Raw genomic sequence first — 23,823 nt, 5'->3', positions numbered from 1 at the left:
ATGGAAGTATGAGAATGTGGTCAATGAAGAAGCATTACTTAAACCCTATGACATATCTTGGCGCACTGCTGTTTTCTGCCTTGATGCTGTCTGGCTGCCAAATCGAATCTGAGCCTAAAAGCGACTTAGACCAGATCCGTGAACGCGGCGTCTTGCGCGTCGGAACATTAAACAACCAGATTTCTTACTATATTGGTCCAGATGGCCCTGCTGGTTTGGATTACGAATTGGCGCGAGAGTTCGCCAATGAACTCGGCGTTCAACTTGAGATGAAACCCGCGTATCGCATTCCATCCCTCTATCCTGCCCTTGAGAAAGGAGAGATTGACATCATAGCAGCAGGGTTGATTTCATCCCCTGAGCGCACGGAACGTTTTAGACCGGGTCCTGCTTATTACTATGTCAGTCAGCAAGTTGTTTATAAAAAAGGCAACTGGCGACCAAGAACGCTGGAGCAGTTGGTCAGTAGACATGATGTTGATGGTGAACAAGAAGCTAAGCTTAAAATCGTCAGCGACTCGCATGTTAAAAAAACACTCAATACACTAAGAGAAAAGGACCACCCAGATTTTGTGTTCGAGGTTGATCCCGAAGCTGAAGTCAGTGATTTACTCAAACAAGTCGCCCAAGGTCAGCTGATGTTCACCGTCGCCGATTCCGTCGAATTGTCACTGTCACAACGTGTTTATCCAGAGATTGCCGTGGCGTTCGAGCTTACTGAAGATCAACCGATTTCATGGTTTGTACGCCGCTCTGAAGACGAAAGCCTTTACGCTCTGCTGATTGAGTTTTTTGGCTACACCAAACAATCTGGCCACCTTGCGTCTCTTGAAGAAAAATACATTGGCCACATAGGTAGCTTTGATTACGTCGATACCCGCGCATTTATCCGCGCTCTCAATTCTAAATTGCCGCAATGGGCACCGCTGTTTAAGCAATATTCGGATGAATTTGACTGGCGATTAGTCGCAGCATTGGCTTATCAAGAGTCTCACTGGAACCCGAAAGCAAAATCGCCGACCGGAGTACGCGGTATGATGATGCTGACCTTGCCTACAGCTAAAAGTGTCGGAGTGACTAACCGCCTTGACCCTCAACAGTCGGTACGAGGCGGCGTTGAATATCTGCGCCGCATGGTGTCTCGCATCCCCGACTCTATTGCGACACATGAAAAAATCTGGTTTGCTCTCGCTGCCTACAACGTAGGTTACGGGCATATGATGGATGCAAGAAGACTAACCAAAAAACAAGGTGCCAGCCCCGACTCTTGGGTGGAGGTTAAGGACAGATTGCCCTTATTGAGACAGAAGAAATACTTTAGCCAAACCAAATACGGCTACGCAAGAGGGGACGAGGCGAAAAACTATGTCGAAAACATTCGTCGTTATTATCAAAGTATCATAGGCCACATTGATCAAAAGCCAATCGAAAAAAGTGACAATAACGTTGATGATATTGCAGTGATTGAACTTCCAGACGCTTCACTTTCCAATGCAAGTGAGACCCTTCCACAACCAGTATCAGAGCAAACTCAAGAGTAACTAAAGCTTCATAATTCAAGTGCCCCTTGGCACTTGAATTATTGCTCTGCGCCCATACATAGTAAGTTGTGTTTATTTCAACCCAAATAGGAGGGTGTTTTCATGCGTAGACGCAAAGTTCAGTCAAGACGCCTAAGTAAAACTGTTGCAGCTAATCGTCGTAAAAGAATGCTAAGCAATAATAGGAAAAAAGTTATCGCTCGCCACAGAGCGTTTATGCAGTTAATCTGCGCCTAGTAACTCTATATTATTACCCACTACATAGAGTCTGTTACCCGTATACGCTAGCTAGTGATAAAAAGAAACAGACTCTCATACCCAGAATTTTTATTCCTTGGCTTGTTTTAGTGCTTTTTTCTCTTTGCGGCGGCGCTTGAAAAAAGCTTGCAGTTGCAACCGACATTCTTGTTCTAATAGCCCCTGCTCTACCTCGGCATAATGGTAGGCTGCTTGATGCTCAAATAGATTTAGCACTGTACCCGCTGCGCCTGATTTTAAATCTGATGCACCAAAAACTATCCGCTTCACTCTGCTATGCAGCAAAGCGCCCGCGCACATGGGGCAAGGCTCAAGCGTGACATAAAGTGTGGTATCAAGTAGTCGATAGTTTTTAATTGTCTGGCCTGCTTTGCGCAGTACTTGCATTTCCGCATGAGCCGTCGCGTCATGATGAGCAATCGATTGATTCCAACCTTCGGCAATGATCTCGCCTTCTCTGACCAATACTGCACCAACAGGCACTTCTCCTTCTTGCTCAGCCAGCTCAGCCAGCTCCATTGCTCTGCGCATAAAAAGATGATCTTGTTCACTAAATTGAGGCTGTGACAAAAGCGCTCCTAACTATTTCATTAACGACGGGTAATTTTACAGTTAACGCAAGATAAGTAAAAGTGCGTCGATTGACACAAACTTTCTTTAAAACTAGGAGGTTTAAGGCAGCAGAGCAAACAAGGTATCTAGTGTGACCGATTGTTTGTGTTTATTTCGCTCTTGCCAGCACACTTCCACTAGAACTTTGTTCACTTGCGTACCATCAAGGATCACAGGTTCCATTGTGCAATGAATCTGAAAATAGCCATTTTCAGGTGCGATACATTTAGATGCTAGGTGGCAATCTCTAGACCAAACTCTATTGGCTGCAAACCTTTCTAGGTGAGACTCTGCCAGATTGAGCGCCATAAGCCGTTGGTTAGCCGTTTCGCTTTTAACTTCAACATCAACTTGGAGCTTAGCCAGCCCAATTGCACCAAGGGCAACTATCGCAAGCACGATTAAAACCTCAATAAGACTCATCCCTGTTTGATTAAAGATCATACCAACTACCTTGGGCCCAGTTTAGCGAATGAAAATACTTGGCCACTGACTCGCTGATACTCTGACTGTATTTAGTGCTCAGTTCACCGTTAGCCACGGCATAATAATTAGGCGCATCTAGGATCAAACCTCCAAGCGGATAAAAGCGGCCATACTGAAAATAACTGATTTGCTGTTTGCTAAACTGAGCTGTCGGTAATTGCGCTAAGGTTTGGCTTAAACGTGAAGGTGACTTATCGTTTGCTGTTTTGGGCCAATCGGTAAATTGTATATTTTCTGATGTCACTAAGTGGTAGATAACCCCATTAAGAGGCTGCTGCGAAGAGATAGAGACAATGCCATTATGTAACACCAGTACTAGACCCGAATCTAAATAGCGTTCAATGGCAAGGTTAATAGAAGCGATATCCTGCTCCAAAAGCTCACATCCGCCATATACCCAAATCAAATCATGAAACGATCTGATCAAAGTGACTATTTGACTGGCGCATGAATCGTTAAACCTGGGTTTTGGAAGAAGATCAGCTTTGGGTGGCAACGCATTGGTCAAAGTTATTGGAACGTGGGCAATTCTCGAGGTATCAGACATTATCGTAAACCACTGGCTCCGGCCAAGATTAAACACTTCCTTAAACGGATCTATTTCTGGCTTAAAAATAAAGTCTTTTTGGGTATCTTCAGGCTGCCATGCCAAGCGAGTATAATGTGAATCTGCACATTTTGGGTCATTGAGAGCATCGGTATGGGAAGTATTTGGTTCACTCACTTGCTGCAACATAAGGGGGCTTGTGGAAAAGCTAAGTGCATATAAATCTCCAGTATAGCGAATCGAATAACATTCCCATTCGGCGCTATTTATTCTATCTCCCACATGAGGACTGACTTTGAAATTGCCATTCACCAACAAATGTGAACGAGTGGTGATTGAGCTTTTAATTTGTAGCCTCGGCAAGTAAAAAGCTTTGGATAAGGTCACAAAGCCACTGCGTGAATAAATAATGTTAGGGCGTCCTTGCTCAAGGCTTAACTCATCTAAATCAAGTAATTCGATACAACTTCTAAAATCGTGTGTGAGCTTTCGACTGGCTAGCATCTTGGCGTATGCACATTCAAGTCCTCCTTCTGCTCGCCAGTAGGAGCGACGGCTATCTATTTGATTATTACTGTCCTTAAGTTGATAAAATATCCCCTTAGCACTGGTCATCACAAACACAAGAATGAGGCTCATCATTAAACTAGTCATTATAACGCTTGTTGCGCCAGACTGAGTCTTCATCTCATGAGTTTCTCGGGTGTAGAACAAACGAGACAGATAAACTTTGCTCTGGCGAATCGGTAAGAGCGGTTGTTATTGATACCGAGAGCAAACTAGATGAAGGCAAGCTAGATAGAATGGTTTCGCTTTTTAAATCAAACTCTGTCACCATTATTTGCTTAATGTCAAATAATGTATTACACCGATTGCCAAAGTAGGCATTAAAGTTGGCAGCTTCCGTCACTGATATCACCCTAGGTAGCTTAACCTCACAGACTCTAAGCTGATTTGGGTAGTGATTATTACGTTGATAAACCACATTCACGTAAGCTTCCTTTGAGCCTAGTTCACCAGCGAGGTATGCATAACCGATGAGGGAAGTCACCGGGTTTTGCAGCCAATGATACACATTGTCGGCGCCCGAGATTTTAATCACTCGGCCTAGTTCACCACCGTAGCCCGCGCGATATAAATCATGCTTTATCATTTGGCTAACACTGTGAGTGCTCTGTTGCAGTAGTCTTTGCTTAATACCCGCATTGGCTATTTGAGCATTGTGCAGCAGTAAACTCATTAGTGTCGCCATCACTATCAGACTAATTGCCACAGACACAAGGCATTCAATAAGGCTCATTCCCTGGCAATAACTTTTGGGGTTTAACATAGGTCATAGCCTAAATGCGCAGTGCTAGGCGCACATACGCGAACCATTGCTGAACGAAAATGGGTTCTCAGTTCAAGACTAAGTTCAGGGCTAAGTGACGGGTAAAAAACCAAGCTCCCACTTTTAGGCCTTCCATGGCTAGCATCAAAACTGATCCGATTAGCACTGTGATTTGAAAAAAGAGAAGTGCCTTTAAATGACAAGCCTGAGAGCTTTGTGATTAACCTTCCTTGTGTTCTATCTTTATCATCCGTGAGCCTTAACTCCCAATTTTGGCCTGACTGAAAAATATGAACCCATAGAAGCTGCCTTCGTAATTTCGCTTGTGATTTAGCCTGAACTATAAATCCATATAATTCACTGGCAAGGCGAGTCATTTGGGCCGTTTCTGACACTGAGCGAAAACTGGGGATTGCCCATAAAAGAGTCATGCTTATCAATCCGATGACAATCGCCAGCTCCAATAAGGTAAATCCACGAGTCATTTCTCAACTTCTCCTGCAAGCAGTCAGGTGCTCAAAACCATACTTGGTTTGATGCTAACACTGCTCAACAATAACTCATGTTGGCTAATAGATAGGATTCGAGGCAATGCTTGTAAATCACTGCAAATTGAGTAAGAAAAGTGTAAAGGCAATGACGTTAATCGAACTCTTGTTTGTTGTCGCCTTAGTGAGTCTACTCGCACTATTTGCTTACCCCAATTATCAGCAACAAATAAGGGCAGCGCACAGAACGGCAGCCATTAGCGATCTTACTAAGCTGCAACTAGAAATAGAGCATGGTTATGATCAGGGTTACCATTGGGAAAGTTTAATCTCTAACGGAAAATGTCTCATGTGTCGCTCTGAGCCAGAACGCTTCATATTTGAAATACAGGCAAGCGCTGATTCGCCCTATGTCATAAAAGCGATTGCTCAAGAGCAGAGCCAGCAAACTCTTGATGACTGCCTTATCAGCAATAATACTGACTATCTTAGTCTTGACGCAAATAACAGGACGTTTCCCCAAGATTGCTGGCAATAAAAAAGCCTGCAATCTATGCAGGCTTTATAATCAGGCTAATGCTTAGCTAGTCAGATCATCAAAAAACTTTTTGACGCCATTGAAAAAGCCTTCTGATTTAGGCTTATGTTTGGTTGCGGCTTCACCGCCACAAGACTCTTCAAACTCTTTCAGCAAATCTTTTTGGCGATTGCTTAGATTCACTGGCGTTTCAACTACCAACTTCACAATCAAGTCGCCTATACCGCCGCCACGAACGCCTTTAACACCTTTACCGCGCATACGGAACATGCGGCCAGTTTGCGTTTCAGTTGGGACTTTGAGGTTGACACGACCATCAAGAGTCGGCACTTCCACTTCACCACCTAAAGCAGCCATTGCAAAGCTCACTGGTACTTCACAGTAAAGGTTGTTGCCATCGCGTTCAAAAATATGGTGTTCCTTAACATGTACTTGAACATACAAGTCACCCGCTGGCGCACCCATTTCTCCTGCTTCGCCTTCACCAGATAAGCGAATGCGATCGCCAGTATCTACACCTGCAGGGATCTTAACATTGAGTGTTTTGGTCTTCTGTTTACGGCCCTGACCGTGACATGCATTACATGGGTCTTTCACTACCTTGCCTTTACCATGACAAGTAGGACAGGTTTGCTGAACAGCAAAGAAACCTTGGCGCATCTGCACCTGGCCATGTCCATGACAAGTACCACAAGTTTCTGGTGCTGAGCCTTTTTTCGCTCCGCTGCCGTCGCAAACATCACAGTTAACTAGGGTCGGAACTTCAATTTCTTTAGAGATACCACGTACAGCATCTTCCAGAGACAATTCCATGTTATAGCGCAAATCGGCACCGCGCTGCGCACGTTGCTGACCACCACCTCGACGACCACCGCCAAAGATATCGCCAAACACATCACCAAAAATATCGCCAAAGTCAGCACCAGCTCCGCCGCCACCGAAACCACCGCCACCCATGCCACCTTGCTCAAAGGCAGCATGACCATACTGGTCATAAGCTGCTTTTTTCTGAGGATCAAGCAGAATTTCGTACGCTTCTTTTACTTCTTTAAATTTTTCTGCAGCAGACTCATCACTCTGATTACGATCGGGATGGAATTTCATTGCAAGGCGCTTGTACGCCTTTTTAATATCGCGCTCTGATGCATCACGGCCTACGCCTAATACTTCGTAAAAATCACGTTTTGACATTTTCTTCGTCACCAATTTATTACTGCAAACGACTTATTGTCGCTTGGTGTTTATATCACTCTAGATAAAAATTCGAGATCACAGTTTCGGGAACCATTATCTAGACTGACAAGTCAATTACAAACAGACGGGCGCATGAGTTACCCCAAACGCCCGCAATTATGCATTAAGCTAAGTCCGAGTTAAAACTTATTTTTTCTCGTCTTTCACTTCTTCAAACTCAGCATCAACAACATCGTCTTCTTGCTTAGGCTGTTCACCAGCTTCCGCGCCTGCTGCTTGTTGTGCTTGAGCTTGTTGCTGAGCGATTTCCATTAACTTTTGAGAAGCTGTCATTAGCGCTTGAACTTTCGCATCGATCACTTCTTTATCGTCGCCGCCTTTTGCTTCTTCAAGCTCAGAGATAGCCGCTTCGATTTTCTCTTTATCTTCTGCAGGCAAAGCCTCGCCTGCTTCTTCAACTTGCTTGCGAGTACCGTGGATCATTTGGTCAGCTTGGTTACGTGCAGTTGCTAACTCTTCGAACTTCTTGTCCGCTTCTTTGTTTGCTTCTGCTTCTTGAACCATTTTTTCGATTTCGTCATCGCTTAGACCGCCAGACGCTTGGATAGTGATCTTCTGCTCTTTACCTGTCTGCTTATCTTTAGCAGAAACGTGCAAGATGCCGTCCGCGTCAAGATCGAAAGTTACTTCGATTTGAGGCATACCACGAGGCGCTGGCTGAATACCTTCTAGGTTGAATTGACCTAGAGACTTGTTGTACATAGCCTGTTTACGCTCACCTTGAAGAACATGGATAGTTACCGCATTCTGGTTGTCTTCTGCTGTAGAGAAAACTTGGTTCGCTTTCGTTGGGATAGTCGTGTTCTTTTCAACTAGTTTAGTCATCACGCCACCCATAGTCTCGATACCTAGAGACAGAGGTGTTACGTCTAGTAGAAGAACGTCTTTAACATCACCCGCTAGAACACCACCTTGAACTGCAGCACCCATAGCGACTGCTTCGTCAGGGTTCACATCTTTACGTGCTTCTTTACCGAAGAATTCAGCTACTTTAGCTTGAACCATTGGCATACGAGTCTGGCCACCTACTAGGATAACGTCAGTGATGTCACCAACAGAAAGATCCGAGTCAGCCAGAGCAACTTTTAGAGGCTCAAGAGAACGTTGTACTAGGTCTTCAACTAGAGATTCTAGTTTTGCACGAGTCACTTTAACGTTCATGTGCTTAGGACCAGTCGCATCAGCAGTTACGTAAGGTAGGTTTACGTCAGTTTGTGAAGTAGAAGAAAGCTCAATCTTCGCTTTTTCTGCCGCTTCTTTAACACGCTGCATTGCTAGAGGATCGTTCTTAAGATCGATGCCTTGCTCTTTCTTGAACTCGTCAACCAAGTAGTTGATCATGCGGTTGTCAAAGTCTTCACCACCTAGGTGAGTGTCACCGTTAGTTGCTAGTACTTCAAATGTTTTCTCGCCTTCAACTTCATCAATCTCAATGATAGAGATATCGAATGTACCGCCACCAAGGTCGTAAACCGCGATAGTGCGATCGCCACCTTGCTTGTCTAGGCCGTATGCTAGTGCAGCAGCCGTTGGCTCGTTGATAATACGTTTTACTTCTAGACCAGCAATGCGACCTGCATCTTTCGTTGCTTGACGCTGCGCATCGTTGAAGTAAGCAGGAACTGTGATAACAGCGCCAGTCACTTCCTCACCAAGGAAGTCTTCAGCTGTTTTCTTCATTTTTTTCAGTACTTCAGCGGATACTTGAGGAGCCGCCATTTTTTGGCCTTGAGCTTCAACCCAAGCGTCACCGTTATCTGCCTTAACGATTTTATAAGGCATGATTTCGATATCACGCTGAACTTCTTCATCTTCGAAGCGACGACCGATTAGACGCTTGATAGCGAATAATGTGTTTTCAGGGTTGGTTACCGCTTGACGTTTTGCTGGCTGGCCTACTAGAGTCTCGCCATCAGTGTATGCAATGACCGACGCCGTTGTACGCTCGCCTTCTGCGTTCTCAATAACGCGAGGCTTGTCACCGTCTAGAACAGCAACACAAGAGTTAGTAGTACCTAAGTCAATACCAATGATTTTACCCATCAGGTTATCTCCGAATAAATTCTATTTTCGTTTTGCTATATCCCCTATGTGGGGATGGAGAATAGGGATTCAACCCTTATCCACAAACTAAAATAATTTTGTTTGTTTCACTTATGCCAAATAGATAGGGGCGCTAAATGTCTTTTCAAGGGGGATAATAAAAAAAAAGTGCAAAAAAATTGAATATAAAAAAACGAGGCTGTTAGCCTCGTTTTCTGAATAAGCATAGTTGATCAAGCTTTAAACATTCGCTTGCGCGGTTTCGACTTCCTGCTCTTGTTTACCGATTTCACCTTCTGTTTTGGCAACTATGGTATTAACTGCCGTATCACCAACAACATTTGATGAAGTACAGAACATATCATTGATACGGTCTACCGCTGCAATAATAGCTAAACCTTCTGGTGGTAAACCCAATTGGTGCAGCAAAACACCAATCATAACCACGCCGCCACCAGGAACGCCGCCAGCACCGATAGACAGGAGAAGAATCGTCAAACCAAGAGTAAAGACATCTGTGGTATTAATTGGTTGACCAAAAGCGTTGGCAACGAAAATAGTCGCAAGCGCAATGTAAATCGACACGCCAGACATATTCATGGTAGCGCCAAGTGGCACACCAAAACCTGCAACCGATTCCGATACTTTTAGTTTCTCGGTCAAGGTTCTCATTGTGACAGGGATAGTCGCATTCGAGCTTGCTGTTGATAGTGAGAACAGAATTTGCTCACGAGTTGCACGAAGGAAAGTCTTAGGAGACGTGCCTGTTGCAATGCCTACCGCCATTGGATAGAACACAAAGATCCAGAACACCAGCATGGCAATCACTAACGCCACATAACTCGCTACCGAGGCTAGAGTGTGTGCATCCAATGTCGCACCTAGTTGAATCATAAGCGCAAAAACACCGTATGGCGCAAGGCTCATTACCAAGCCAACCAATTTCATCATGATCTCATTGGCTAGCTTAAACGTGCGAATGGCTGGGCCACCTCGTGAATCCAAAGCTTGGATTGCAAGACCAGTCAGGATCGCCATAAAAATGATTTGCAGCATGTCACCATTAGCAAACGCTTGAACAGGGTTGCTAGGAACAATATTAACAACGAGGGAGAAAATATCTGGAGTCTCAGTGGTGGTCAGCTTAACCGACTCCGAAATTGTACCCGCCAAATTAGCATCCGCACCAGGCTGAACAAGTAGACCTACCGTCAAGGCTGCTGCAATAGCGATAATGGTATTGATAATATAAAGTGCAAAGGTTTTACTGCCCAAACGGCCAAACGCACTAATGTCTTTCAGATCAACAATACCGCATACAATAGATACGTATACTAGAGGAACAACAAGAAGTTTAATCAATGAAACGAACATCCCCCCTGCACCTTCCGCTGCGCCGAGCAGATAAGTATCAAAAACAGCGACTCCGCTAAACAGATACTGAATTGCAGCACCTATGAGTAGGCCTGCGAATAAGCCTACGAAAATTTTGCTCGATAGAGATTTGTCCATCATGTATCTCCGAGATGTTGTGTATGTATTTTATGGTTTTATAATTTAATCCGACAATTAAAGTGACGGAAGTCGCATATAATACACAAAGAGATAACAAAATAAAGCCATTGTTTACGTTAATGTTACATATATCCAATAGGAAATTTATTTTCTTGTCATTGGCTACCAAGAAATAATTCAATAAATCAATACATTCGATGCTTATCTTGCCAGTAATCTAGGACAATAAAAAAAGAGAGGCATGAGCCTCTCTTTAAAATAACAAACATAAGTATTAGTTATTATTTAGACACCATCACCATAGCCGGACGAATAACTCGACCATTCAGCTCGTAGCCTTTTTGCATCACAAACATAACCGTGTTTGACTCATGATCTGGGCTTTCTTGAATCGACATAGCTTGGTGCATTTCAGGGTTGAATGTCTCACCTTCAGGATTAATTTCCTTGAGGCCAAATTTGCCCACAGCATCAACAAAGGTTTTATGAGTTAGCTCAACACCTTCAATAATTGGTTTAACCGCTTCATTTTCAGCATCTGCTGATTGAATAGCACGCTCTAGGTTATCGATAACAGGAAGTAATTCTTCAGCAAACTTGTTTAACGCATATTTGCGGGCTTTGTCGATTTCCGTTTCAGTACGACGACGCATATTTTCAACTTCAGCCTTAGCACGCAGTACAGAATCTTGCTGATCCTTTAGTTTAGCTTCACTAGAGAGCAGAGCCGCTTCAAGTTGCGCAACCTTTGAATCTTGCTCAAGGTTTTCTGTCTCTTCGTTCCATTCGATATCAGCTTCACTACCTACAACTTCGGCTTCAATATCTTGCACCGTCTCTTGCTGCTGTAGTTCATCTTGGTTAATTTTGTTTTCTTCGTTGCTCATGATATCTCCAGAATCTAATTCCATCTGTATCTAAAGCATCACGTTTATCACTCTTTAGATACATAAAAATTCGCATAAATAGCTAACTTGCCATTATTATGGGGATGAAGATTGTCGAATCAAGCCTATTTAGTGCGGAAAACCTATGAAAAAGCCTTTTGAAGTGATCGCCATCATTGGTAAACCCAGAAATCAGCAAGCAATTCAAACTCATAGAGACTTATATAATTGGCTCAAATCCGAAGGGTATAAGGTTTTTATTGACGACCGACTCGCCGATATTCTCAGCGATATACCACGAGAAGATTTTTCAAGTCTGATTGAGCTGGGTAAAGCGGCTGATCTGGCGATTGTCGTTGGTGGTGACGGCAATATGTTGGGGGCGGCAAGAGTACTATCTCGATTTAAAATTTCAGTTATTGGGGTTAATCGTGGCAGCCTAGGTTTTTTAACCGACCTCAACCCTGAAGATTTCCAAGCCGCATTGAAAAGTGTCTTAGACGGTGAGTTTATTGTTGAAGAACGCTTTTTACTTGAAGCGGAAGTGCATCGCCACGGCCAAGTAAAAAGTCACAATGCAGCATTAAATGAAGCCGTACTTCACCCTGGGCAAGTCGCCCATATGATTGAATTTGAAGTGTATATAGATAAAAGCTTTGCTTTCTCTTTACGGGCGGATGGATTGATAGTGTCGACCCCAACAGGTTCGACCGCTTATTCTCTATCTGGTGGAGGACCGATTCTTTCTCCAAGCCTCAATGCGATTTCTCTGGTGCCTATGTTTCCACATACGCTTTCCAGTCGGCCTTTGGTTGTTGACAGTAAACGCCGAATCAGACTTGTAGTGTCACCGGAAAATAGAGGAACTCAAGAAGTGAGCTGCGACGGGCAAGTGTCTTTACCTGTATCACCGGGCGATGAGATTCATATTTATCAAAGTCCCAATACGTTAAATTTAATTCACCCGAAAGATTATAGCTATTATCATGTACTGAGAAACAAACTAGGTTGGTCAAGCCGATTGTTTTAGAGGGCTAATTAGATAAACAACCAAGGTTAGTATATTCACTAACCTTGGTTGCAAATAATCGTTATTTAATCACACCACACACAATTCTGGCGCCACCACCACCAAGAGCTGCTGGATGATCAGAATGGTTATCACCGCCCGCGTGAATCATAAGCGCACGATTTTTTACATCAGTCAGTTGTACCCGTGGAGCTAACACTGGCTGAGTTGCCATACCTTTACTGTCAACGTAGAGCGCTGGCAAATCGCCAAGGTGATTATCGTCAGTCCAAGGCGTTCCATGCTTACCAGTTTGTTTAGGATCGTAGTGACCACCAGCTGCGCCGCCTAACACTGTCTTGCCATCTTTACTAATGCTGTCACATGAAGCGTTAGCGTGAATATGAAATCCATGTAAGCCTGCTGGCAAGTTGCTCAAATTGGGCGTAAAAACCGTTCCGTAAGCTGTTTGCTCAAGTGAAACACTACCGACGGATTTGCCCGAATTGAGATCGATCATTTCTACGTCAGTGGTATTGGCCAAAGCAGTAGCTGAAAACATCATCATCAGCGCAGCAAGTTGTGTTTTATACATGAGGTATTCTCCCATTTTTTATTTGTGTAAGGCAAAGCGACTTTGCTCATAGGCTATTGATATAAACTTCACCGACTATAACGCCTGCACCATCAGCTTGTGAAATCAAAACCACCTATTAATAACATAGGCAACAACAATGGCCCTGATAATGACAAAACGAAAATAATTTGATTTACTCCTCTTTACTGTATAAAGAAACAGTATATACTGTTTCTTTATACAGTATTATTAATTCAAACAGGTGTGAAAGATGCTGGCTCATTTAAGTGTTAATAACTTTGCCATTGTTAAGTCGCTACAGCTTGAACTTTCTAAAGGCATGACAACCATCACAGGCGAAACCGGCGCAGGTAAATCGATTGCTATCGATGCGCTTGGCTTATGTTTAGGCGGTAGAGCAGATGCCAGTATGGTGAGACAAGGAGAAGAAAAAACCGAAGTCAGCGCAGCCTTTACCCTAGAAGATAATATCAACGCAACACGCTGGCTTGAAGATAATGATTTACTTGATGGCAATGACTGCATCTTGCGCAGAGTCATCAGTAAAGAGGGCCGCTCAAGGGCTTTTATTAATGGCAGCCCTGTTCCTTTGTCACAGCTTAAAAGTCTCGGGCAATTACTAATCAACATTCATGGCCAACATGCTCATCATCAATTAATGAAAGGTGATCATCAGATGGCAATGCTAGACCAATATGCTGGGCACGGAAATCTATTAAAAAATACTCGTAATGCTTATCAAATTTGGCGCCAAGCAGATAATCATTTAAAACGGCTCAAAGAAAATAGCGCAGCTAACTTAGCGCAAAAACAACTCCTTGAGTATCAAATCAAAGAGCTTAATGAGCTCTCTCTTGACGAGGGTGAGTATGAACAACTCGAACAAGAACACAAGCGACTGTCCAACAGTGGAGAATTGGCCACCATTTGCCAACAAGCCGTCGAACTTATATACGAAGGTGAAGAAGTTAATGCGCTTGGTATTCTCCAATCAGCCAACCACTCCTTAGTTCAGCTGGCCGAGCTAGATAATACGCTTACTCAACTTCCTGATATGTTATCAGAAGCTATTATTCAGATTGAAGAAGCGAACCGAGAGCTGCGTAGCTACATGGATAACATTGATGTGGATCCAGCGCGAATGAACTACGTCGAGGAGCGTTTTTCAAAAGTCATGTCAATAGCACGTAAGCACCATGTTCTACCGAGTGAGCTCTATCAGCATCATCAAGATTTACTAAGCCAAATCGCTGACCTTGATTGCTCAGATGAAAAGCTGGATGAATTGCGCCAAGATGTTGAAGAAGCTTATCAAGGCTTTGTTAAAAGCGCAGAAAAGCTCAGTAAGTCTCGCTGCCGCTACGCCAAAGAGCTCAACAAGCTAATTACCACAAGTATGCATGAGCTAAGCATGGAAAAAGCACAGTTTTGTATCCAAGTTGATAAACAAGATATGCATCCCTCACCACTTGGCATCAATACTGTTTGTTTCTTGGTATCAACCAACCCTGGTCAACCCCTAGAGCCGATTGCCAAAGTCGCATCAGGCGGAGAACTATCACGCATATCACTTGCCATACAGGTCATTACCGCGCAAAAAGTCGATACTCCAAGCCTGATTTTTGATGAAGTGGATGTAGGGATCAGCGGCCCAACAGCGGCTGTGGTTGGCAAAATGCTGCGCAAGTTAGGAGAGTCAACTCAAGTTCTCTGTGTCACTCATTTACCGCAAGTAGCAGGCTGTGGCCACCAGCAACTCTTTGTTGCTAAGCAGACCAAAGCAGGTAAAACGGAGACACAAATGCGCGCATTGGATAACGATCAAAGAGTCTCAGAACTCGCCCGATTACTCGGTGGTAGTGAGATCACCGAATCAACCATTGCCAATGCGAAAGAGCTTCTGATAGCAGCTTAAGCTCCCCACTCAAGGTAACAGTGCTATGGAAATTTGGAACGAGTTTGCAACTTAATTCAAAAATCGCGGTCTGAAACAGTTCAAAACAAGATGAGCTTTTTACTTTAGCGCTCAGCTTGTTTATTATCAGCCCAATTAAAGAAATTTCCGTTACAAGAATTGATTCATATGCAAATAAAAAAGTGGCTTGTTATTGCGCTTCCACTCTCAATGACACTGTTAACAGGCTGTTCTTTACTAGAGAAGCTTGTATACCGGATTGACATCAATCAAGGTAACTATGTAGAGCAAAAATCCGTTGATAAATTGAAATTTGGCATGACCAAAGAGCAAGTTCGCTTTGTGTTAGGCTCGCCTATGTTAGTCGAAAATGGTTATCCAAATACTTGGTACTACATTGATCATCAGACCGAAGGCCACCAAGATTCGGTGCAAAAAAATCTTATCGCCCGCTTTAACGATGAAGGTAAACTGGTCAATATTGACGGTGACTTTGCGCCAAACTCAGACTTCTTTGAGCAAATACATTAAGCTCATCATTTAAATGACTCTGAAAATAAAAGGGTTGAAGTATAAACTTCAACCCTTTTACCTTAAATAAGATTAATTGGCTATTTTGCTAAGCACAATATAGTTATGACTCAGGTGCACTTTCTTTTCTCAGTGGGTTTTGTTTTCCACCCGTGACAGGATCGGCATTACCTGCTTGTTTGGCTTGCTCTGCTCTCTTGCGGCGAATATCTTTCGGGTCCGCAAGAAGAGGACGATAAATCTCTATTCGATCTTTATCTCTTACCGTCGAGTCAAGCTTAATATTACGACTAAACACACCAACTTTATTCATCGACAAATCCACTTCAGGATACTGCTCTAATACCCCAGACTGGCGAATAATCTCTTCAACCGTCATCGCGCGGTTAACTACCAAGGTGTAGACACGCTGCTCGTGTGGCAAGGCATAAACCACTTCCACATGGATCATTTCAGACTCAATACTCATAGCACGAATACACCTGTTTTGCGCGCTGGGTAAATGCATTAACCATATTATTGGTCAACTCACTAAAGACTTTACCAAACGCTAACTCAACCATCTTACTCGAAAATTCAAACTCCAGTTTGAGTTCGACTTTACATGCTTTTTCATCCAAAGCTGTGAAAAACCAGCCCCCTTTAAGGGTTTTGAATGGCCCATCAACAAGGTTCATTAAAATAGCTTCACCCGCAACCAACTGATTTGAAGTCGTAAAGGTTTTACTTATTCCCGCTTTTGAAACATCAACAGAAGCTACCATTGCAGATAAACTCGACTCGATGACCTTAGATCCCGAACATCCTGGTAGAAATTCTGGGTAACTGACCACGTCATTGACTAAATCAAACATTTGCTGTGCACTAAATGACACCAAAGCCGAACGACTGACTTGCTTCATATAGATTCCTCGTCATACATGCCAAAACAGCTGGCATATATCAATTTTACTTTTATTTTTGCCCTTAGCGCAAATAAAGGGATTTCTTATCTTAGCGCCTGACCGTATAATGGCTCCATTATGGCAAAGAAAAAATCAAAACAAAAAGCGGGTAGCAATACCATCGCGCTCAACAAAAAAGCTCGCCACGAGTATTTCATTGAAGATGAAATCGAAGCTGGCATGGAGCTACAAGGGTGGGAAGTGAAAGCCCTTCGCCAAGGTAAAGCCAATATTTCTGAAAGTTACGTATTTATGCGTGACGGTGAAGCCTTTGTGAGTGGCATGACAATCACTCCTCTTAATCAGGCATCGACGCATGTTGTCGCCAATCCGACACGTGTGCGAAAACTTCTTATGAGTCGTCGCGAACTGGATAATTTACTAGGACGCATCAATCGCGAAGGCATGACATTAACAGCACTCTCGCTTTACTGGTCACGCTCTTGGGTGAAGATCAAAATCGGTGTGGCTAAGGGTAAAAAGCTTCACGACAAACGAGACGATCTGAAAGACAAAGATTGGCAGCGCCAGAAAGCTCGAGTGATGAAGAGCTCACTGCGCTAATCTTAACCACTTAAACGCATAGCGCTAGACAGTACGCCTGTTTCTGGTACTATGCAAAGAACACTTTGGGGCTGATTTAGGATTCGACAGGAATTTTGCAGTCTAAGGTGCATGCCGTGGGGCGGTTGGCCACGTAAAAAGCCGCAAAAAAATAGTCGCAAATAACGACGAATATAATCCTGCTGCAATCGCAGCTTAAAAGTAGACTAATAACCTACTAGGATGTTCTCACCCTAGCTTCCGCACGTAAGACGGGGAATAATGAGGATTTAAACCCAAACGCGCTAGCCCGGATTCTCCCGCCTGAGAGATGAACGGCGAAATTTAATTCAGGCTAGTCATTCATTCGCGTGTCGGTTCGCAGGTGGGTGGCGAAATTAAAGATCGACTAAGCATGTAGTACCAAAGATGAATGGTTTTTGGACGCGGGTTCAACTCCCGCCAGCTCCACCAAACGTTTGGAAAGGCCCAACTCACCAGAGTTGGGCCTTTTTGTTTTCTATATCGATTAGAATTTATTTAACCATTTCCCAATATTCGCGCTTTTATAACGGCGACTCTAAATATCCTCTAGTAGGGATAAAGTGGAAATTATCCCCACTAGGGGATATACTCTGCTTTATCCTCACTAGAGGATAATAAGCAGTAGCCTATTTATAGAGGTCTGGCGCCAATGATATATAGTCCAAAACAATTAGCAGACATAATGTTACTCACCCGTCAGAAAAATGGCTGGACACAATCAGAACTTGCGAAAAAAGTCGGCATCAAGCAAGCAACGATCTCAAATTTTGAGAATAACCCAAATAAAACCACGCTTTCTACCTTCTTTAAGCTTGCTCAAGCAATGGATCTCACATTAAGTATCCAAGAAAAAACGCAAGTAACCTCCTTAGATAATGATGAGAGTTGGTAATGCAAAAGCTAATCGCATACATGAATGGTGAACGGGTTGGCACCTTAGAGAAGCAAACGAATGGGGCTCATACTTTCCAATATGACCAAAGCTGGCTAAACAATACGATGACCCGACCAGTATCCTTGTCTTTAAAGCTTCAATTACGACCTATCACTTCTGACGCCGTGATAAACTATTTTGATAATCTCCTGCCAGACAGCCCTCTCGTCAGAGACCGGATACTTGCACGGTATAAGGCTTCATCCAAACAGCCTTTTGACCTCCTCAAAGAAGTCGGAAAAGATAGTGTGGGTGCTATCACCTTACTTCCCCCCGAACTTCCCTATAAAAAAGAGCCACTTCACTATGAAGTACTGGATGAGCAAAAACTAGAGGCGGTTCTTTGTGCCTATCAGTCTAATATTCCCCTCGGAATGATCGAGGAAGAACAGGACTTTAGAATTTCTGTTGCAGGCGCTCAGGAGAAAACGGCGCTCCTATTAGCCAATGGGCAGTGGTGTATCCCAAAAGGGAACACGCCTACTACTCACATTATCAAGCTGCCAATCGGTGAAATACAGCAAGCAAACGCAACACTCGATCTGAAAGACAGTGTTGAAAATGAGTATCTTTGTATAGAACTAGCCAGAGCACTCGGGTTCGCAGTTCCCAACATCGATATAATCAAAACTGGCAAGATCAAAGCTTTAGCAGTAGAGCGATTCGATAGACGCTGGACTAAAGATCACACTAACTTGCTCCGTCTACCTCAAGAGGATATTTGCCAAGTGTTTGGGATACCGTCATCCATGAAGTATGAATCTCAGGGTGGCCCAGATATATCACAGATCATGGCGCTGTTAATGGGGTCAAGCAATGCATTAGAAGATCGACATAACTTTATGCGCTTCCAAGTCTTTCAATGGCTCATTGGTGCGACAGATGGGCATGGCAAAAACTTTTCTATCTATATTGATAAAGGTGGAAGCTATCGACTCACTCCATTCTACGATATTTTGTCTGCCTACCCATTACTGGGCGGAAAAGGGCTCAACATCCGAAAACTAAAACTGTCGATGGGTTTGAAAGCAACAAAAGGCAAAAAATATGAAATCTATAAAGTCCTACCTCGCCACTTTTTAGATACCGCCAAAGCAGTTAATTTCAGTCAAGAGACCATGCAAGAGATACTCAATGAAATGAAAGAGGCATTACCTCAAGCTATCTTAAAAGTAAGCTCTGCGCTACCAGAAGATTTTCCTAAACATATTGCAGACTCCATTTTTGACAACAGCCAGAAAATAGCAAACAAGATTTAACGCCACAGCGCAAGCAACGATTTTAGTGGGCACTTTAGTCTGTGCTGCCGCGTATCGCGATTGAATGAATATGGATGTTCTTTTTTCCTATTTGGGCTTATGTCTCTTCTGTTGTACTTGACGATTACTTTGATTTATTAAACAACGCTTCGAAGTGGTTTCAACCTAGCTATAGTAAACATTGCTTTATGCCAAAACGTGTTCAGCCATTCCATTCAAAACTCAACTCAGGGAAGTGGGTTTGGATTTCGTCGATAAAACGAGTGGTATTTGGGAGTCCCCAGTTCCTTGCAACATAGTAGCTTTGTTCTTGGTAGACAAACTCAGGCTCTAGATGAGTACGATATTTTTTGTATTTATCTTCAGTCCCTTTTATTTCATCAAATTTCTTTAGTAGCTGAAACGAGCACGTTTTGTTATATCGAAGATATTGAAAAGCCTCTTCGTCAATAAGATTATTCTTCGCTAGTGCTAACACTGTATGCAGGCCAATATCCGACTTTTTAAAGTCCTTTTCAAACAGCTCGCCATTGACAAATAAGCTCAAGACCGAACGATCTTTGCTGCCACTGCGGGCAGCTCTCTCTTCTCTCTTCTTGTGTCTCACTTCAATTTGATAATCTAAAGCTTCGGGGAGGGGGATGATTTGCTCAACGTTCAGTAGCAAGCGTTCTCCCAAACGATGAGGATTGAGGCGGACGCAAGTTACGTCCAGCCCCATATCATTCAGCCATAATACAGATGTTGTTATTTCCTTAGAAAAATTTCTCGCAGCAAGAACAATCCGCGTTTCCTTGCCAAAGTCATCTTCTTGTGGTGCGTCCCAATCCAGAAAATCAAGCAGTGAGCTTTGCGCATCTATATCCTGCTCAGTCTGAGTTAGAAAATCTGCATAGGCACTTACCGCTTGCTCCCACGTCAGATTCGCTACCATAGCAGCATATCTAATAGCTTGAAGCTCCATATGGCCACCATCGTCATCTCGCTTTAGCTCTACGACGACTAGATTGGCATTTTTATCGACTGCCAATAAATCAACACGACGGTTCGAATCAACAAAATGTCCATATTCTTCAGCAATAACCAGACAATCCTCTAGGATGACACCGATGTTAGCTCTTAACAGGCGCTGTATATCCTGCCTTTCTCTGAGCTTTTCTGCTTCAAATGAAGTACTCTCTATTCGAATGAGAGTATCGCTAGCCAGTTCATAAATCGCCATTACTTCACCCCACTTAACATATCAAAGATAACCCTAGCAAAGTCCCTAGCTTTATTCGGATCTGACAACAGCTGCATCATTTGCTCTTGATGGGACTCATTGCTATCTAAAATCGCATCATCAATCGCACGAGGAAAGTCACCTAACATGGCTTGTTCACGAGTATTATTTGCGATTTGGCTCATGACAGTGTCATTCTCGGTAAGCTTATCACGCACGGTAAAAGCATAATTGAGCATATCTTTATCGGTAAGATTATCGATGATAAATATCTCGTTCAATCGCTCAATTACACGTGACAAAAACTCTTCTTTCTTGTTCTTTGGTTTTGCGGTACCAATGTCATTACTTGGCTGAATTTTGTACCCCACTTCATTTTCTTTAAGCCTAATATCCTGTTGGCGGATTTTTGATAAACGGTAGTGGCTCATCACGACATTACTAAGGTCTAACTCATCTTCCTCGATTGCTTGCTCACGTAGCATTGGGCGAAGCGTGCGTGCATACAGGCTCAGCTTTTCTAGCTCTTTATCGTCGTAATCAACAATCTGTGACATAAACTCATAAAAGCGTACAAAGCTGGCTAAATCCTTTTTGAAGATTTCAAGACGGTCTTTCTCTTGCTTGCACTCTTTAAAACTGTTTTCCGCATTGGTAATTAATACTGCATCGCCGGTTTTCTTGGTTCGTTCAAACACCGTCTTAGCATGAAGGTATGCTTCTACCGCAGAGGTATAACGCTTACGCCAACGCTCAATGGCAGGCTTACAGATATTGCTGATCGCGGCGTTAGATTTATTCTTGGTAAAGAAGGCAGCAACAAACTGCTCTACCTCTGTCCATAAGAAAATGCCACTGGCACGCAGCTTCTCTGAGAGATCAAAAATCTTGTCAGGATCAGACACATCCTCAAGCTCTGCTACTTGGTAATATGGCTGAAAAGCGTCGAGGATGTCTTGCGGATCATTGTAGAAATCAAGCACAAAGGTGCCACACTCAGCTTTACCTTGATAAGTGCGGTTTAAGCGCGAAAGGGTCTGCACACACTCAACACCAGCCAGCTTCTTATCGACGTACATAGCGCAGAGTTTCGGTTGGTCAAAACCCGTTTGGAATTTATTCGCGACCAACATGACTTGGTAATCATCGCTATCAAAGGCTTTGCGTAACTCACGACCTTTGAGATCAGGGTTCATGTTGTGCTCGGTAAACTTCTGATCCAGTAATGCAGCGCTATCTGGATCAGTATTGTGAAACTCAACTTCACCAGAAAACGCCACCATTGCTCGTATACCCGCGTAGCCATGCTCTGCCACATACTTATCAAAAGCAAGCTTATAGCGCACCGCTTCTTTACGTGAGCTAGTGACCACCATCGCCTTAGCTTGACCGCCGAGTAATCCCATGATGTTCTTTTTGAAGTGCTCAACAATCACTTTGACTTTCTGTGAGATGTTGTGGTCATGCAAGCGTACCCAATTATTGAGTTTCACCTTGGCTTTTCCTGAGTCCACTTCTTTATCTTCTGTTTCCAGCTTTTGTTTAAGCTGATAAATCACCTTGTAATTGGTGTAATTCCTTAACACATCAAGGATAAAACCTTCTTCAATCGCCTGACGCATTGAGTAGATATGGTAGGCTTCTGGTAAGTTACGTTTGGAAGGCGGCATGTCAGGATCTGGGCATCGCCCAAATAACTGTAATGTTTTAGCTTTTGGGGTTGCTGTAAAAGCGTAAAAGCTGATGTTTGCACTTCCCCGCCGCGCTTCCATAGCATTGTTTAGACAATCCTCACTATCAAGAGGAGCTTCACTATCAAGGTCATCTTTCATCAGCACCTCTTTCATTTTTCGAGAGGTAGAATGGCCTTGTGACGAATGCGCTTCATCAGCAATAATGGCATAGCAACGCTGTTTGAGAGACGCTGAATGTTCAATCGCTTTTAACACGTGTGGGAACGTTTGGATCGTCACTATGATGATTGGCTGAGAGCTTTCCAGAGCCGCTGCTAATTTCTCTGATTTCGATCCATTGCCTTCTTTGTGGTTGATGCGCCCCACCACACCATCCGCATGTTCAAACTGATAGATGGTGTCTTGCAGCTGATCATCCAGAACGGTGCGATCTGTCACCACTATCACAGAATTAAATTGTTTGTTGCCGTTGGCGTCATACAGTGTCGAGAGTTGGTGCGCTGTCCATGCAATCGAGTTGGACTTGCCCGAACCTGCACTGTGCTGGATCAGGTACTTATTACCAGTGCCCTCTTCAATCGCGGCATTAACCAGCTTGGTTACTACATCCCACTGGTGGTAACGCGGGAAGATCAGGGTTTCTTTCTTGGTTTTGCGCCCCTCCCAATCTTCCTTTTGTTCAATTTGCAGATGGATAAAACGTCCAATGATATTAAGCAGGTTATCTGGCGTTAATACTTTATTCCACAGGTAGTCGGTGGCATAGCGGTTTGCATCATCCGGAATATCGTTGCCCTTGCCACCATCATGGGTGCCTTGGTTAAATGGCAAGAAGAGCGTCTCTTCACCTGCAAGCTTGGTTGTCATGTAGACTTCATACTGACTTACCGCGAAATGTACTAAAGCGCCACGTTTAAAAGAGAGCAGCGGCTCTGGCTTTTTGGTCGCAGGGTCTTTCGCTAAACGGGTCAGTTTGTACTGCGCAATGGCATTTTCTACTGCTTGTTTGAACTCAGATTTCAGCTCAAGGGTCGAGACGGGCAAACCATTAACAAACAACACCAAGTCAATACGCCAGCGCTTTGCTGTTTTCTCGCTCAAGGCTGTCGCCTTCTTTCCTGTTTCTTGTTGCTGCTCTTTTGAAATATGGGGGCTGTAAACTAGCTCTGGCACAATACGGCAGATATTACGTTGATAACGCGCTAAGGTTTCTGGGTTAAGGCTGTGCTCTGGCTTAAATTGACATAATTCAAAACGGGCATTGCGGATTTTTAAACCGTGGCGTAAAACGCCTAAGGTGCCAAAGGTGCGTGATGCGCGATCAGTAACATTCTCATCGGCTTTTTTTAGCTGCGTGACCAAGGCATCAAGGAAGTGACGCTCAGAATCTGTTGGGAAGACTTTGCAGAACTTCTGCCACTCTTTCGGCTGCGTCTGTTTGATAAAGCTCAGCACATCTGCTTCATAGAGTGCGGATTCGCGGTTGTAGCCCTCGCCAGAGCCTTGCACCCAGCCATTAGCCAACATCTGACTGATGATGTCGTCTTGAAATACTTTTTCTTGTGTGGTGTCTTTCATTATTTTGTTCTTATTATTTTAAGTTAGCCAACTGAAATAAAACGCCACTCTG

22 protein-coding genes and 1 other RNA gene are annotated in these 23,823 nt (G+C 43.6%); 9 read left to right on the top strand and 14 right to left on the bottom strand.

The annotated features are described in order from the left end of the window. Positions 1-23: 23 nt before the first annotated feature. Positions 24-1,541, top strand: a complete 1,518-nt coding sequence (mltF, locus tag FIV01_RS03375) for a membrane-bound lytic murein transglycosylase MltF (RefSeq protein WP_152431641.1) — start codon at positions 24-26, stop codon at positions 1,539-1,541. Positions 1,542-1,868: 327 nt separating this feature from the next. Here mltF and tadA read toward each other — a convergent pair whose 3' ends face one another. From tadA to FIV01_RS03350, 5 genes are all read right to left on the bottom strand, one after another. Beyond that, entirely contained in the window at positions 1,869-2,369 is a 501-nt protein-coding gene (gene tadA / locus FIV01_RS03370) for a tRNA adenosine(34) deaminase TadA (protein ID WP_152429739.1), read from the bottom strand. Positions 2,370-2,471: 102 nt separating this feature from the next. Further along, entirely contained in the window at positions 2,472-2,855 is a 384-nt protein-coding gene (locus FIV01_RS03365; RefSeq protein WP_152429736.1) for a type IV pilus modification PilV family protein, read from the bottom strand. Then, positions 2,845-4,131, bottom strand: a complete 1,287-nt coding sequence (locus FIV01_RS03360; protein ID WP_152429734.1) for a hypothetical protein — start codon at positions 4,129-4,131, stop codon at positions 2,845-2,847. Before FIV01_RS03360 ends, FIV01_RS03365 begins: the two co-directional genes overlap by 11 nt. 1 nt (position 4,132) lies before the next feature. Continuing rightward, on the bottom strand, positions 4,133-4,774 hold the full coding sequence (locus FIV01_RS03355) for a PilW family protein (RefSeq protein ID WP_152429733.1): 642 nt from the start codon (positions 4,772-4,774) through the stop codon (positions 4,133-4,135). Further along, a complete protein-coding gene (locus FIV01_RS03350) occupies positions 4,768-5,259 on the bottom strand; it encodes a pilus assembly FimT family protein (protein ID WP_152429731.1) in 492 nt (163 codons plus the stop codon). The genes FIV01_RS03355 and FIV01_RS03350 overlap by 7 nt, the downstream gene beginning before the upstream one ends. A 106-nt stretch (positions 5,260-5,365) precedes the next feature. Here FIV01_RS03350 and FIV01_RS03345 point away from each other — a divergent pair, with 106 nt between their 5' ends. Further along, positions 5,366-5,800 (top strand): type IV pilin protein, encoded by a 435-nt coding sequence (locus tag FIV01_RS03345; RefSeq protein ID WP_152429729.1) that lies wholly within the window; start codon positions 5,366-5,368, stop codon positions 5,798-5,800. 42 nt (positions 5,801-5,842) lie between these two features. Here the strand turns inward: FIV01_RS03345 and dnaJ are convergent, their stop codons facing one another. The 4 genes from dnaJ to grpE form a co-directional block, all read right to left on the bottom strand. Then, entirely contained in the window at positions 5,843-6,991 is a 1,149-nt protein-coding gene (dnaJ, locus tag FIV01_RS03340) for a molecular chaperone DnaJ (protein WP_152429728.1), read from the bottom strand. 189 nt (positions 6,992-7,180) lie between these two features. Further along, complete coding sequence (gene dnaK, locus FIV01_RS03335; RefSeq protein WP_152429727.1) at positions 7,181-9,097, bottom strand: molecular chaperone DnaK; 1,917 nt, start codon at positions 9,095-9,097, stop codon at positions 7,181-7,183. Positions 9,098-9,337: 240 nt separating this feature from the next. After that, entirely contained in the window at positions 9,338-10,609 is a 1,272-nt protein-coding gene (locus tag FIV01_RS03330; protein ID WP_152431640.1) for a dicarboxylate/amino acid:cation symporter, read from the bottom strand. Between the two features lie 284 nt (positions 10,610-10,893). Then, entirely contained in the window at positions 10,894-11,499 is a 606-nt protein-coding gene (gene grpE, locus FIV01_RS03325; RefSeq protein ID WP_152429725.1) for a nucleotide exchange factor GrpE, read from the bottom strand. A gap of 145 nt (positions 11,500-11,644) precedes the next feature. On the opposite strand from grpE, the gene nadK reads away from it, so the two are divergent. Beyond that, positions 11,645-12,529: an NAD(+) kinase gene (nadK, locus tag FIV01_RS03320; RefSeq protein WP_152429723.1), complete on the top strand. Its 885-nt coding sequence runs from the start codon at positions 11,645-11,647 to the stop codon at positions 12,527-12,529. Between the two features lie 61 nt (positions 12,530-12,590). On the opposite strand, the gene sodC is transcribed toward nadK, so the two are convergent. Then, positions 12,591-13,103, bottom strand: coding sequence for a superoxide dismutase family protein (gene sodC / locus FIV01_RS03315; protein ID WP_152429721.1), 513 nt, complete (start codon positions 13,101-13,103; stop codon positions 12,591-12,593). A 253-nt stretch (positions 13,104-13,356) separates the two neighbouring features. On the opposite strand from sodC, the gene recN reads away from it, so the two are divergent. Both recN and bamE read left to right on the top strand, forming a co-directional pair. Then, positions 13,357-15,021: a DNA repair protein RecN gene (gene recN, locus FIV01_RS03310; protein ID WP_152429719.1), complete on the top strand. Its 1,665-nt coding sequence runs from the start codon at positions 13,357-13,359 to the stop codon at positions 15,019-15,021. Positions 15,022-15,189: 168 nt separating this feature from the next. Beyond that, positions 15,190-15,552: an outer membrane protein assembly factor BamE gene (gene bamE / locus FIV01_RS03305; protein WP_152429717.1), complete on the top strand. Its 363-nt coding sequence runs from the start codon at positions 15,190-15,192 to the stop codon at positions 15,550-15,552. 103 nt (positions 15,553-15,655) lie between these two features. Here bamE and FIV01_RS03300 read toward each other — a convergent pair whose 3' ends face one another. Continuing rightward, entirely contained in the window at positions 15,656-16,021 is a 366-nt protein-coding gene (locus FIV01_RS03300; RefSeq protein WP_152429715.1) for an RnfH family protein, read from the bottom strand. After that, positions 16,011-16,454 (bottom strand): SRPBCC family protein, encoded by a 444-nt coding sequence (locus FIV01_RS03295; RefSeq protein ID WP_152429714.1) that lies wholly within the window; start codon positions 16,452-16,454, stop codon positions 16,011-16,013. Before FIV01_RS03295 ends, FIV01_RS03300 begins: the two co-directional genes overlap by 11 nt. Positions 16,455-16,574: 120 nt before the next feature. On the opposite strand from FIV01_RS03295, the gene smpB reads away from it, so the two are divergent. The 4 genes from smpB (at position 16,575) to FIV01_RS03275 (ending at position 19,277) form a co-directional block, all read left to right on the top strand. After that, positions 16,575-17,060, top strand: coding sequence for an SsrA-binding protein SmpB (gene smpB / locus FIV01_RS03290; protein WP_114786504.1), 486 nt, complete (start codon positions 16,575-16,577; stop codon positions 17,058-17,060). 67 nt (positions 17,061-17,127) lie between these two features. Beyond that, positions 17,128-17,513, top strand: a transfer-messenger RNA (tmRNA) gene (gene ssrA, locus FIV01_RS03285). Positions 17,514-17,733: 220 nt separating this feature from the next. Next, positions 17,734-17,976 (top strand): type II toxin-antitoxin system antitoxin HipB, encoded by a 243-nt coding sequence (gene hipB / locus FIV01_RS03280; protein ID WP_152429713.1) that lies wholly within the window; start codon positions 17,734-17,736, stop codon positions 17,974-17,976. Continuing rightward, entirely contained in the window at positions 17,976-19,277 is a 1,302-nt protein-coding gene (locus tag FIV01_RS03275; RefSeq protein ID WP_152429712.1) for a type II toxin-antitoxin system HipA family toxin, read from the top strand. The genes hipB and FIV01_RS03275 overlap by 1 nt, the downstream gene beginning before the upstream one ends. A gap of 202 nt (positions 19,278-19,479) precedes the next feature. On the opposite strand, the gene FIV01_RS03270 is transcribed toward FIV01_RS03275, so the two are convergent. Continuing rightward, entirely contained in the window at positions 19,480-20,499 is a 1,020-nt protein-coding gene (locus tag FIV01_RS03270; RefSeq protein ID WP_152429711.1) for a PDDEXK family nuclease, read from the bottom strand. Then, positions 20,499-23,771: a type I restriction endonuclease subunit R gene (locus tag FIV01_RS03265; RefSeq protein ID WP_152429710.1), complete on the bottom strand. Its 3,273-nt coding sequence runs from the start codon at positions 23,769-23,771 to the stop codon at positions 20,499-20,501. Before FIV01_RS03265 ends, FIV01_RS03270 begins: the two co-directional genes overlap by 1 nt. Between the last annotated feature and the right edge of the window lie 52 nt (positions 23,772-23,823).

Origin of the sequence: Vibrio aquimaris (assembly GCF_009363415.1) — a bacterium.
Classification (GTDB): domain Bacteria; phylum Pseudomonadota; class Gammaproteobacteria; order Enterobacterales; family Vibrionaceae; genus Vibrio; species Vibrio aquimaris.
The sequence above is the reverse complement of the archived record's forward strand: the minus strand, read 5'-3'. Positions and strand labels throughout refer to the sequence as shown.

Excerpts from the sequence above, each read along its gene's own strand:
- dnaJ (WP_152429728.1), bottom strand. The coding sequence starts at position 6,991 with ATGTCAAAACGTGATTTTTACGAAGTATTAGGCGTAGGCCGTGATGCA.
- FIV01_RS03300 (WP_152429715.1), bottom strand. The coding sequence starts at position 16,021 with ATGAGTATTGAGTCTGAAATGATCCATGTGGAAGTGGTTTATGCCTTG.
- mltF (WP_152431641.1), top strand. The coding sequence starts at position 24 with ATGAAGAAGCATTACTTAAACCCTATGACATATCTTGGCGCACTGCTG.
- FIV01_RS03270 (WP_152429711.1), bottom strand. The coding sequence starts at position 20,499 with ATGGCGATTTATGAACTGGCTAGCGATACTCTCATTCGAATAGAGAGT.
- grpE (WP_152429725.1), bottom strand. The coding sequence starts at position 11,499 with ATGAGCAACGAAGAAAACAAAATTAACCAAGATGAACTACAGCAGCAA.
- FIV01_RS03345 (WP_152429729.1), top strand. The coding sequence starts at position 5,366 with ATGCTTGTAAATCACTGCAAATTGAGTAAGAAAAGTGTAAAGGCAATG.
- FIV01_RS03330 (WP_152431640.1), bottom strand. The coding sequence starts at position 10,609 with ATGGACAAATCTCTATCGAGCAAAATTTTCGTAGGCTTATTCGCAGGC.
- FIV01_RS03355 (WP_152429733.1), bottom strand. The coding sequence starts at position 4,774 with ATGTTAAACCCCAAAAGTTATTGCCAGGGAATGAGCCTTATTGAATGC.
- FIV01_RS03365 (WP_152429736.1), bottom strand. The coding sequence starts at position 2,855 with ATGATCTTTAATCAAACAGGGATGAGTCTTATTGAGGTTTTAATCGTG.
- bamE (WP_152429717.1), top strand. The coding sequence starts at position 15,190 with ATGCAAATAAAAAAGTGGCTTGTTATTGCGCTTCCACTCTCAATGACA.
- FIV01_RS03295 (WP_152429714.1), bottom strand. The coding sequence starts at position 16,454 with ATGAAGCAAGTCAGTCGTTCGGCTTTGGTGTCATTTAGTGCACAGCAA.
- hipB (WP_152429713.1), top strand. The coding sequence starts at position 17,734 with ATGATATATAGTCCAAAACAATTAGCAGACATAATGTTACTCACCCGT.
- FIV01_RS03350 (WP_152429731.1), bottom strand. The coding sequence starts at position 5,259 with ATGACTCGTGGATTTACCTTATTGGAGCTGGCGATTGTCATCGGATTG.
- FIV01_RS03360 (WP_152429734.1), bottom strand. The coding sequence starts at position 4,131 with ATGAAGACTCAGTCTGGCGCAACAAGCGTTATAATGACTAGTTTAATG.
- sodC (WP_152429721.1), bottom strand. The coding sequence starts at position 13,103 with ATGTATAAAACACAACTTGCTGCGCTGATGATGATGTTTTCAGCTACT.
- smpB (WP_114786504.1), top strand. The coding sequence starts at position 16,575 with ATGGCAAAGAAAAAATCAAAACAAAAAGCGGGTAGCAATACCATCGCG.
- FIV01_RS03275 (WP_152429712.1), top strand. The coding sequence starts at position 17,976 with ATGCAAAAGCTAATCGCATACATGAATGGTGAACGGGTTGGCACCTTA.
- nadK (WP_152429723.1), top strand. The coding sequence starts at position 11,645 with ATGAAAAAGCCTTTTGAAGTGATCGCCATCATTGGTAAACCCAGAAAT.
- recN (WP_152429719.1), top strand. The coding sequence starts at position 13,357 with ATGCTGGCTCATTTAAGTGTTAATAACTTTGCCATTGTTAAGTCGCTA.
- dnaK (WP_152429727.1), bottom strand. The coding sequence starts at position 9,097 with ATGGGTAAAATCATTGGTATTGACTTAGGTACTACTAACTCTTGTGTT.
- FIV01_RS03265 (WP_152429710.1), bottom strand. The coding sequence starts at position 23,771 with ATGAAAGACACCACACAAGAAAAAGTATTTCAAGACGACATCATCAGT.